General features: G+C 72.1%; 12 protein-coding genes. 1 reads left to right on the top strand and 11 read right to left on the bottom strand.

Translation table 11 applies throughout. The features are described 5' to 3' along the window. Positions 1 to 151 precede the first annotated feature (151 nt). The 3 genes from AB0D67_RS01795 to AB0D67_RS01785 all read right to left on the bottom strand — a co-directional run bounded on the left by AB0D67_RS01795 (position 152) and on the right by AB0D67_RS01785 (position 3,915). The gene (locus AB0D67_RS01795) at positions 152 to 793 is read right to left on the bottom strand and encodes an SDR family NAD(P)-dependent oxidoreductase (RefSeq protein ID WP_362928727.1); all 642 of its coding nucleotides are present in this window, start codon (positions 791 to 793) and stop codon (positions 152 to 154) included. After that, on the bottom strand, positions 790 to 2,862 hold the full coding sequence (locus tag AB0D67_RS01790; protein WP_362928725.1) for a DUF6421 family protein: 2,073 nt from the start codon (positions 2,860 to 2,862) through the stop codon (positions 790 to 792). The genes AB0D67_RS01795 and AB0D67_RS01790 overlap by 4 nt, the downstream gene beginning before the upstream one ends. Positions 2,863 to 3,081: 219 nt before the next feature. Then, positions 3,082 to 3,915, bottom strand: coding sequence for a methyltransferase domain-containing protein (locus tag AB0D67_RS01785; protein WP_362928723.1), 834 nt, complete (start codon positions 3,913 to 3,915; stop codon positions 3,082 to 3,084). Between the two features lie 153 nt (positions 3,916 to 4,068). Here AB0D67_RS01785 and AB0D67_RS01780 point away from each other — a divergent pair, with 153 nt between their 5' ends. After that, positions 4,069 to 4,746 carry a helix-turn-helix domain-containing protein gene (locus tag AB0D67_RS01780; protein WP_362928721.1) on the top strand — a complete coding sequence of 226 codons (678 nt, stop codon included), beginning with the start codon at positions 4,069 to 4,071 and terminating at the stop codon, positions 4,744 to 4,746. Here AB0D67_RS01780 and AB0D67_RS01775 read toward each other — a convergent pair. From AB0D67_RS01775 to AB0D67_RS01740, 8 genes are all read right to left on the bottom strand, one after another. Further along, positions 4,743 to 6,314: a DUF6596 domain-containing protein gene (locus tag AB0D67_RS01775; RefSeq protein WP_362928719.1), complete on the bottom strand. Its 1,572-nt coding sequence runs from the start codon at positions 6,312 to 6,314 to the stop codon at positions 4,743 to 4,745. The genes AB0D67_RS01780 and AB0D67_RS01775 overlap by 4 nt on opposite strands. A 4-nt stretch (positions 6,315 to 6,318) precedes the next feature. After that, on the bottom strand, positions 6,319 to 6,654 hold the full coding sequence (locus tag AB0D67_RS01770; RefSeq protein WP_362928717.1) for a YciI family protein: 336 nt from the start codon (positions 6,652 to 6,654) through the stop codon (positions 6,319 to 6,321). A 124-nt stretch (positions 6,655 to 6,778) separates the two neighbouring features. Further along, positions 6,779 to 7,618 (bottom strand): aminoglycoside phosphotransferase family protein, encoded by an 840-nt coding sequence (locus AB0D67_RS01765; RefSeq protein ID WP_362928715.1) that lies wholly within the window; start codon positions 7,616 to 7,618, stop codon positions 6,779 to 6,781. Between the two features lie 108 nt (positions 7,619 to 7,726). After that, positions 7,727 to 8,056, bottom strand: coding sequence for a glyoxalase superfamily protein (locus AB0D67_RS01760; RefSeq protein WP_362928713.1), 330 nt, complete (start codon positions 8,054 to 8,056; stop codon positions 7,727 to 7,729). Between the two features lie 93 nt (positions 8,057 to 8,149). Then, positions 8,150 to 8,560, bottom strand: coding sequence for a PIN domain-containing protein (locus AB0D67_RS01755; RefSeq protein ID WP_362928711.1), 411 nt, complete (start codon positions 8,558 to 8,560; stop codon positions 8,150 to 8,152). Beyond that, entirely contained in the window at positions 8,554 to 8,796 is a 243-nt protein-coding gene (locus AB0D67_RS01750) for a hypothetical protein (RefSeq protein ID WP_362928709.1), read from the bottom strand. Before AB0D67_RS01750 ends, AB0D67_RS01755 begins: the two co-directional genes overlap by 7 nt. Positions 8,797 to 8,947: 151 nt before the next feature. Next, positions 8,948 to 9,151 (bottom strand): DUF397 domain-containing protein, encoded by a 204-nt coding sequence (locus AB0D67_RS01745; protein WP_362928707.1) that lies wholly within the window; start codon positions 9,149 to 9,151, stop codon positions 8,948 to 8,950. Further along, positions 9,136 to 9,969, bottom strand: a complete 834-nt coding sequence (locus AB0D67_RS01740; RefSeq protein ID WP_362928705.1) for a helix-turn-helix transcriptional regulator — start codon at positions 9,967 to 9,969, stop codon at positions 9,136 to 9,138. The genes AB0D67_RS01745 and AB0D67_RS01740 overlap by 16 nt, the downstream gene beginning before the upstream one ends. Positions 9,970 to 9,988 lie beyond the last annotated feature (19 nt).

Genomic DNA, 9,988 nt, shown 5'->3' with positions numbered 1-9,988 from the left:
GCGGGGGCCCGGCGCGCCGGGCGGGGGCCGGGCTGGCGCGGCCGGCGGCCCCGCCGGCGGGGGGGGGGGGCGGGGGGGGGGGGCGCCCGTCGCCGGGCGCCGCACGTCGGTGCCGTCGTCGTCGACGTCGTCGGTGTCGTCCCCGCGGGCGCTACCCGCGGGTCAGGTCGATCCTGGTGCCGTTGGCGTCGGTCTCCCACAGCGCGTCGAACGCTCCGGCGAGGTCGGCGACGTCGGTGAAGCCGGGGAACTTCCGCTCCGGGCTCGCGGCGCGCATGGCGTCGTTCACCAGGGCCTTGACGACCAGGATATTCGCCGTGGCGTTCGTGCCGGACAGCGCGTCGGCGAAGGCCAGCGTCCACGCCTCGGAGGCGGCCTTGGCGGTGGCGTAGGCCGCGTTGCCCTGGGTGGGGTTCTGGGCGGCCGTGGCCGAGACGATGGCGAACCGGCCCCTCTCGCTCGCCTTGAGCAACGGCTCGAAGGCGAGCGTGACGTGCTGGAGGGTGCGGATCAGCAGGTCGTGCAGGAGGTTCCAGTCCGAAAGCTTCGTCTCGGCGAAGGTCTTCCCGCCGCGCCAGCCGCCGACCAGGTGGGCGATGCCGTCCACGCGGCCGTGCTCGGCCTCGACGTCCCGGGCGAGCCTTTTGACGGCGTCGAAGTCGAGCAGGTCGACCGCGCGATCGCCGTCGGCCCCGGCCCTGTCGACGCCGATGACGGTGTGGCCCTTGTCGGTGAAGCGGCGGACGAACGCCTGGCCCGTGGGTCCCGCCGCGCCCGCAACGAGGATGATCATGCTCGGATCCCCTTCGTGGAGTCGATGACGTCGGTGAGCTTACGACGCAGGGCCTCGTAGAACATGCTCAGGGGGAACTCGTCGGGCAGCACCGCGTCCACCACGGCCTTGGGGAAGCCCTCCACCGGCAGCGCGTCCACCCCGCGCGCCCAGACCGAGGCCGGGTGCGGCTCGACGTAGGCGGCGACGAGCTGGTGCGCGGCGAGCCAGTGAGCGAGCTTGGAGCGGTCGATGCCGTCGCGGTAGAGCTTCTCCACCTCCGTGCGCAGGTCGGCGACACCGCCGGCCACGCGGGTCCAGTCGACGCTCAGCCGGTTGTCGGTCCAGCGGACGATGTCGTTGCGGTGCAGGTAGGCGAAGAGGAGCTGCCCGCCCAGGCCGTCGTAGTTGCGGACCCGCTCGCCGGTGATCGGGAAGCGGAACAGCCGGTCGAACAGGATCGCGATCTGCACGTAGCGGGCGTGCGGCACGCCCTCGGCCTCCAGCTTCACCGCCTCGCCGTACGCGGTCAGGTCGCAGCGCAGCTCCTCCAGCGAGTAGAGCCAGTACGGCATGCGCTGCTTGATCATGAACGGGTCGAACGGCAGGTCGCCGTGGCTGTGGGTGCGGTCGTGGATCAGGTCCCACAGCACGAAGGTGTCCTGGGCCAGCTCCTGGGAGGCGACGAGCCGGGCGGCGTCCGGCGGCAGCGCCAGCTTCAGGGTGCTCGCGGCGGCGCCGCTGACCGCGCGGAACCGGGCCGCCTCACGGTCGGCGAAGATGCCGCCCCAGGTGAACCGGGGCGGGGTCTCACGGACCGCGACGGTCTCGGGGAACAGCACCGCGGAGTTGGTGTCGTAGCCGGAGGTGAAGTCCTCGAAGGCGATCGGCACGAACAGCGCGTTGTCGTAGCGGGTGCGCTCCAGCTCGGCCAGCCACTCGGGCCAGATCGTGCGGATCCAGACGGCCTCCAGGTAGCGGAAGGTCGTGCCGTTCTGGGTGTACATCGGGAAGACGACGAGGTGCTCCAGGCCGTCGACCCGCTGGGTGTCGGGGTGGAAGGCGTTGAGCGAGTCCAGGAAGTCGGGCACGCCCAGCCCCGCCTCGGCCCACCGGTTCAGGTCGGTGACGACCGCGGCGAGGTACGCCTCGTCGTGCGGGAAGCGGGGCGCGAGCCGGGTGACGTGGCCGGCGATCTCGGCGACCAGCTCCGCCGCCCGCTCGTGGTCGCGCTCGACCGAGCCGTCCTTGGCCTGGAGCGGCTTCAGCGCCTCGACGGCCTCCTTCAGCTCGCGGAAGGCGGCTCGCGCCTCCGTCTCGCCGGTGGCGGCGGCCCTGGCGGCGGGGATCCGCGCGGCCCAGGTGACGAGGTTGCCCCACAGCGCGGCGTGGTCGTAGTCGCCGATCGAGTCGTCGCCGAACAGGTCGGAGTCGGCGAGCACGACGACGCGGCCCTCGCCGTGCCGTACGGCCACGGCCAGCGGGCGGCCGGCCGGGTCGGCGGTGGGCGAGGTGGAGAACAGCACGGTCGCGTCCCCGGGGGCGGTGAGGACCCCGGCGCGGTAGAAGCAGGCGCGGCGGGCTCCGGCCAGCGGGTCCTCGCCCTCGGTCGCGGCGGGCGTGCCGAGGACCCAGGCGGCCACGCCGTTGTGGGCGTTGCGCGGGTCCTGGACGGTGAGGTGCTCGACGCCGACGCCGAAGCGGGCGAGCAGGTCGGTGAGGTTGCTGCCGTACTTCTCCTGCTCGCACTCGGCGAGCACGACCAGGCCGCCGCCGCCCCGGACGTGCTCCTCGATCGCGTCGAGCTCCTCCACGGGGAAGACCGGGCTGCCCAGGCCGGTGGTGCGCTCCCAGCGGCCGGCCGACGGGTGGGCGATCACGAAGACGTCCTGTCCCGCCAGCAGGGCCGGGGTGACCGGCCCCTCGGTGTGCGCGGCCACGGTGTGGCCGAGGCGGCGCAGGACGTCGGCGGCACGGGCGTAGCTGTTGTCGTCGGGATGGCCTGGATTCATCGTCTCGGCGACCTCCCGGCGGATCGTCCATGACTCGCTGTGTGCTTCGTCGAAGAGCACCCGCGGGAACGCTCGCACGATAAATCCTCCCTCAGATGAGACCCAATTACGGAAAATATACACACTATGCCCGAGTTTTGGCACATCCCTTACGGCGAGCGGTGGGAGGGGCGCCCGCACAGGCCCTCCGGCGACGCTTCCGACGGCACGGCAGGAAACCGGCGGGGCGGCGCGGCAGGGCGGAGGAAGCGTGCCCGGCCCGGCGATGCCCCCGGCTTCCACGAACGGTCCTCTCCGTCAGCCCCGCCTGCGCGCCGTGAGGAGGAGGTACTCCCACTCCATCGTCGCCCCCTCCCGCATATGGGCTCGGGCCAGCTCGGTGAGAGCCCGGTCCAGGGCGGCGGCCCGGCCGGGATCCCCGGCCACCCCCCGGTAGGCGGCGACGGTCGGGCCGTAGTTGGCCTTGAAGTAGTCGAGGAAGGCGCCGGGGTGGGCGAACCTGTCGATCGTGACCGTCCGCCGGCGCGCGACGACATCGGTGACCGCGTCCCCGAGCAGCGCCCGGACGTGGTCCTCGCTGCCCCACAGCGGCGGGGGTTGCGCACCGGGCGGAGGCGGCGGCGCGTACGGCCTCATCGCCGCGAACATCTGGCCGACGAACCCCTCCGGCGTCCAGTTGATCAGGCCGATCACGCCGCCCGGACGGCAGACCCGGACCAGCTCGTTCGCGGCGGCCCGGTGGTGAGGAGCGAACATGACCCCGACGCAGGACATGACCGTGTCGAACTCGCCGTCGGCGTACGGCAGGGCCTCCGCGTCGGCCTGCCGCCACTCGAGCACCGCGCCGCGCCGCGCCGCCACGGCCCGTCCGGCCTCCAGCAGTTCCGGGGTGAGGTCGCCGGCCACCACGTCCGCCCCGGCCAGTGCCGCGGGGATGGCCGCGTTCCCGGACCCGGCGGCCACGTCCAGCACCCGGTGCCCCGGTCCCACGCCGCACGCCTCGACCAGGATCTCACCCAGCCCGGGGATGACCTCGGCGGCGACCGCGGGATAGTCGCCCAGCGCCCACATGGCGCGGTGCCGGGCCTTCAGGGCACGGTCGGCCTGCGGCGGATCGCTCTGTGCGGTCATGGCGTCTCTCCTTCGTCGTGATCCGCGATGGACTGGAACCGACGGTAAGGAGCCGCGGGGGCGCCATCCAGTACACGATCTGTACCGGCGTCCGCCGGGACCCGGCACGACTCCCCCCTGGCGTTCATGGCGGGCGGGATCCAGACTGCGGGCATGGGCTCCTCGTACCACCAGTTCTGCCCGGTCGCCAAGGCCGCCGAACTGCTCGACGAACGCTGGACGCTGCTCGTCGTCCGGGAACTGGTGTGCGGCACCGAGCGTTTCAACGATCTGCGCCGCGGCCTGCCGCGCATGTCCCCCACGTTGCTGTCCCGGCGGCTGCACCGGCTCACCCGGGCCGGCATCGTGGAGAGGCACGTCAGGGACAACGAGGTGCGGTACGTCCTGACCCGGGCCGGGCACGAGCTGCGGCCGATGATCGAAGCGCTCGCCGCCTGGGGCGTCCGCTGGATCGGGGAGCTGGGCGACGACGACCTGGACCCGAAGCTGCTGCTGTGGGACATGCACCGCAACGTCGACCTGTCCGCCGTCCCGGACGGGCGGACGGTCATCGAGTTCCGGTTCCCGGACGCGCCGCCCGGCGGCCGCGACTGGTGGCTCGTGATCACGCACGACGAGGTCGACGTCTGCGACACGGACCCCGGCCACGCCGTGACCGTCACGGTCACCGCCGATGTGCGCAGCATGGTCGGGATCTGGCGCGGCGAGCTGAGCTGGCCGGACGCGCTGCGCGCCCACGCGGTCGAGGTACGGGGGCCCGAGGCGCTGCGCCGCGCCGTACCCCGGTGGTTCACCCTCCCCGGATGGGCCTCCGTGCCCCGGCCCGCCTAGATCCTGTTCTGTGGATCTTCTCCCGGGAGTCCTCCCGCCGGACGATCCACCGGCCGATCCGCCGACCGATCCGCCGACCGGTCCGCCGGACGACGCGCCGCCTCGTCGGCGCGGTCGAGCAGCGCCCGGCGTTCGGGTTCGGAGTGGGCCGCGGCGGCGGCCCGCCGGAACAGGACGGCGGCCCGGTCACCGTCTCCGGGATCTCCCCGGCGGGCGGTGAGGTCGGCTTCCGCGGCGACGGCGAGAGGATGGCCGTCCAGGACGCCTCCGGCGCGGATCCGGGCGAGCAGGGCCAGCCCGGCCTCCGGCCCGTGCGCGTAGCCGTGCGCCACCGCGCGGTTCAGCTCGACCACCGGTGAGGGCTGGATCCCGGCCAGCCGGTCGTAGCACGCGGCGATGGCCGGCCAGTCGGTGGCGCCGGCGGAGACGGCGGTGGCGTGGCGGGCGGCGATCCGCGCCTGCAGCGCGTACGGACCGTCCTGCGGCACGTACGGATCATCCCTCGGCGCGTGCCGGCCGTCCCGCGGCGCGTGCGAGCCGTTCCGCAACGCGTGCGGGCGGTCCCGCGGCGCGTACAGGTCGTCCTGCGGCGTCTCCGTGAGGAGGCGCAGGCCCTCGGCGATCGCGTCGCGGTCCCAGCGGCGCCGATCCTGCCGGTCCAGGGCCAGGAGATCGCCGTGGTCGTCGCGGCGGGCGTCACGCCGGGAGTGCTGGAACAGGAACAGCGCCAGCAGCGCGGTCACCTCGCCCTCAACGGGCATGAGCTCCCTCAGCAGCCGGGCCAGGCGGATCGCCTCGTCGGCGAACGCGGGCCGGCCGTCCGCGTTGTAGCCGTGGGTGAACAGCAGGTACAGCACGGCCAGGACGCCGGGGAGCCGCTCGGCGAGCGCCGGGCCGGCCGGAACCCGGTACGGGATCCCGGTGTCGGCGATCCTCGTCTTGGCCCGGGTCAGGCGGCGGGTCATGGCCGACTCGCCGACCAGGAAGACCCGCGCGATGTCGGCGGTCGGCACCCCGCAGACCGTCCGCAGCGTCAGCGCCACCCGCGCCTCCAGGGAGAGCGCGGGATGGCAGCAGGTGAAGATCAGCCGCAGCCGGTCGTCCACGACCTCGTCCCCGGGCTCTTCCGGGGACGAGACCGGGTCGGTGAGGGCGAGCGCCGCCACCTCGGCCAGCTTGCGGCGCTCGACCGACGCGCGGCGCAGCACGTCGATCGCGCGGTTGCGGGCCACCGTCATCAGCCAGCCGCCCGGATTGCCCGGCACGCCCTCCCGCGGCCACCGCCACAGGGCGAGCGCCAGCGCCTCTTGGGCGCAGTCCTCGGCCAGCGTCCAGTCGGAGGTGACGCGGATCAGCGCGGCGACGATCCGCGGGCGGGCGTCGACGCCCGCGGCCGCGACGGCGTCGGCCACTGCGTCCGCGGACGCCGTGGCTCCGGGCACCGTGGCCGCCGCAGCTTCGGGCATCGTGGACGCCGTGGCCGCGGCCGCCGCGGTTCCGGGCGTCGTGGACGTCGTCGCGGCCTCAGGCGTCATGGCCGCCGCGGCCTCGGACGTCTCACCCGTCACGTCGTCAGTCGGCCAGGTCGATCAGCGGGCGCAGCTCCAGCCGCCCGTTGCGGGCCATCGGGTGGGCGCGGGCCACCTCGATCGCCTCGTCCAGGTCCGCGCACTCCAGCAGGTCGTAGCCCACGATCACCTCTTTGGTCTCCGCGAACGGCCCGTCGGAGACCAGCAGCCGGCCGTTGCGGACCCGGACCGTGGTGGCCGCGGACGTCGACCCCAGCACGCTGCCGTCCAGGCGGCGGCCCCGGGAGTCGTTCTCCGCGACCCACTTCTCGATGTCGGGCATGTCGGCGGTGTCGGTGTCGGGCTCGGCGTCGCTGCACACGAACATCATGTACTTCATCTTCACGGCTCCTCGGTGTCTCCTGTCGCTCCCCGGTACCGGGGCTCATCACGATGACGAACCAGCCCCCCGCTTCCGGACAGGATCGCACCGGAAATCTTCCGGGAATCCGTACGGCCGGCGCTCAGCCATACTGCTCCAGCCAGGCGACGATGTGCTCTACGTAACTCTCGGCGTTTCCCAGGGGCGCGCCGTCGAGGGCCGCGACGAGGTGGGTGACGCCGAACGTACGGTCCCAGACCCGGGCGCGGCGGTAGGTATCGCCGTCCACGGCGGCGCGGACGTTGTCCCAGCCGTGCACCCATCCCATGAAGGCGGCGTCGACCGCCGGGTCGAACAGGTGGGCGCGGTCCCAGTCCAGGACGCCGACCAGTTTGCCGTCCTCACCCCAGTGGACGTTGCCGCCGCCGAGGTCGCCGTGGACGAGGGCGTCGGGGACCTCCTCCAGGGCCATCGCGTCGTCGAGACGCCGCCGGCCCTCCTCCCGCCACCTCGCGGGCAGGCGCGGGAGCACCTCCTCGGTGAGGATCTCCGACCAGTGGTGGCCGCCGGTGAAGGTACGCGGCTCGCCCAGCACCGCCTTCAGCTCCGCGGTGACGGGAAGCTCACGCAACGCCCGCAGCAGCTCGCCGATCCCCTCCGGATCGCCCACGTCGTCGGGCATCGCGGCGCCGTCCAGCCACGAGACGGCGACGGCCGCGCGCTCCCCGAACATCGTCACCGGCGTCAACGGCTCCGGCACCGCGAACGGCAGACCGGCCGCGGCGACCACCCGCAGGATCTCGGTACGGCGCGGCAGCGCGGCGGCCCCTGACGGGCGTTTGGTGACCCGCACGGCCGCGACCCCGGGAAGCAGGACGACGTCGTGGATCCCGCCGCCGAAGAGGCGGGCCGTGTCGAGCGGAGCGCCCGGAAGCAGGGCGTCGGCGATCTCCAGCAGCTCGGCGGGCACCGGCTCGTTCACTTTCCGCTCCTCCGTCAGGTCCTCGGGATGCCGGCCCGCCCCCGTCAGGCCGCTGAAATGGCAACCCGTCTCCTCCGTCAGGCCGTCAAGACGCCGGCCCGTCCCCCGTCAGGCCGTCGAGACGCCGACCCGGATGCGGTTGCCGTCGGGATCGCGGATCTCGGCCTCGCGGCCCCAGGGCAGGTCCCGCGCCGTGACGCCGAACTCGGCGGCCACGGCGTCGACGTCGGCCACCCGAAGGTACAGCAGTGTGCCGGGACGCGCGTCACCCCCGTGCTCGGACAGGAAGATCCGCATCCCGTCCCGGGCGATCTCGACGAAAGCGGGAAGGTCCGGCTCGAATCGGTGCTCCCACTGCTTGGTGAATCCCAGCCGCTCGTACCACCCGACCGCCACCGCAGCGTCCTCGACCCGCAGCACGGGGATCAACTCATCCATGTGATCATCTTCGCAGATCGCTACGAATGGGGCTCGGAGTCCGTGCCTTACGGGTGGTCGGCTTCCGGCAGCCCGCAGGACGGAGGCCGACGGCTACGGCAGCAACGTGAAGTGGCCGCCCTGTGAGTTCTTCACGGCCCCGAAGTGTCGATGATCTATAGTGGCGATTTCCTGAACACGAAGTCTCTCCGCGACCGCGATCACGGACGCGTCCACCGCCCCGAGGGGAAAGTTCGCGTACTTAACTACCAGAGCTTTCATCCTGGCGACATCGGCAGTGGTCAGAGGCTCCATAATCAGTTCGCCATCCACGACGGACTGCAGGAAGTCAGCTTCCGCAGCGGGTCCTACTCGTGATTCCAACAACCAGCAGACCTCCGCGAGCACAGGACCAGGAAGGACCAGAGGACCAAGGTGGGTCTCGAGGAGGTTGAGACAGCGAGCATGATTCTGATCTTTACGGTTCATGGCCGCATATAAAGGACCGGTGTCGCAGATCAGCACTGGTTGCTCCGGAACCGATCGCGGAGAATCTCCTCCGAACGCTGGGCGCTGTCCGGCTCGTCATCAATGATTCCAGCGAACGACAGTCTCCGGCGCCGACCGTGTGTTTCGGCGGGAAGCGATGGCTCGCTCTCAACGAGCTCCAAGACGACGGCACGCAAAGCCCGGGCCTGACTCAGCGTCAAACGGTCGACCAGGCGGTGCAGGTCGCCATACTCTTCGGGTGCAGCGCTCACGGAGGTGAGTTTACGTCGTATCGAAGATCAGCAGGAGCTGTTGGGGCATGACACCGGTACGGCCTCGCTTGGTTCATGCCTTAGCGTCCAGGTGGTCCCACAGGTATGACGGCTTCGGGAGTTGGACGTCTGAGCTTCGCCCTGGCCCAGATCAGACGGTGTCGTCGGTGCGGACCCAGCGGGTGAAGGCCGCCCACTCCCCCGGCGTGAACACCAACGCCGGACCCGACGGATCCTTGCTGTCCCGCACCCCCACCCGGCCACCGGACAGCCTCGCGACCTCCACGCAGTTACCGCCGTTACCGCCGGAGAACGGCGACTTCACCCACACGGCCCCGCTCAGCTCGCGGTCCATCGGTCCCTCGTCTCCCTGATCAGCTCCAGTGACGCCCGCTGGGGCAGCGCCTCGGAACGGATCGCCTCGTATTTGACGGTGATGTCGGCGACGTCGACGGGCCGGTCGGTGACCTGCCCCTGCCCGGCCGACTCCATGTAGACAGTATTTGTCAGCCCCCGCACCTGTGCAATGGCGAAGGCTCCCAGCAGGCCGACGGTCGCGCCCGAGTCGAACGGCACCACCTGGATGGTGACGTGCGGCAGGGCGGCGGCCTCCAGCAGGCGGTCCAGTTGCGCCGCCATGACCGCGTCACCGGCGACCGGCCGGGTGAGCACGCCTTCGTCGAGGACGGCCCAGAGCATGGGCGGGTCGTCCCGCTTCAGGATGCGCTGCCGGTCCAGCCGGGCGGCCACGTCCTTCTCAACCTTCTCCGCCGTGGCTCCCGGCTCGTTGGCGAAGAGGACCCTCGCGTACTCGGCCGTCTGCAGCAGCCCGGGGACGAGGAGCGGCTCCCAGGTCCGCAGGCTCTCGGCGGCCTGCTCGATCTCGGCCCACGGCCGGAACCACGCCGGGAGCTGGGCCGAGACGTTGTCGATCATCTCCTTGATCCGGATCAGCGCGCCGCCCACGCCCAGCGCCTGGTCACAGCGGCGGGCGAACTCCTCGGTCGGCGGGCGGCTGCCGGTCTCGGCCATGGAGACCGTGGTCAGCGCGAACCCGGCCCGCCTGGCCAGGTTGTCCTGGGTCAGACCGGCCTCCTGCCGGTATCTCCGCAGCTCGTAGCCGAAGAAGGCCACCGGTGACTTCGTGGGGTCGAGATCCTTGGGGCCTGGCACGGGGGATCACCTCGTTTCG

Origin of the sequence: Streptosporangium sp. NPDC048047, assembly GCF_040653115.1 — a bacterium.
In the GTDB taxonomy this organism is placed as follows: domain Bacteria; phylum Actinomycetota; class Actinomycetes; order Streptosporangiales; family Streptosporangiaceae; genus Streptosporangium.
The sequence above is the reverse complement of the archived record's forward strand: the minus strand, read 5'-3'. Positions and strand labels throughout refer to the sequence as shown.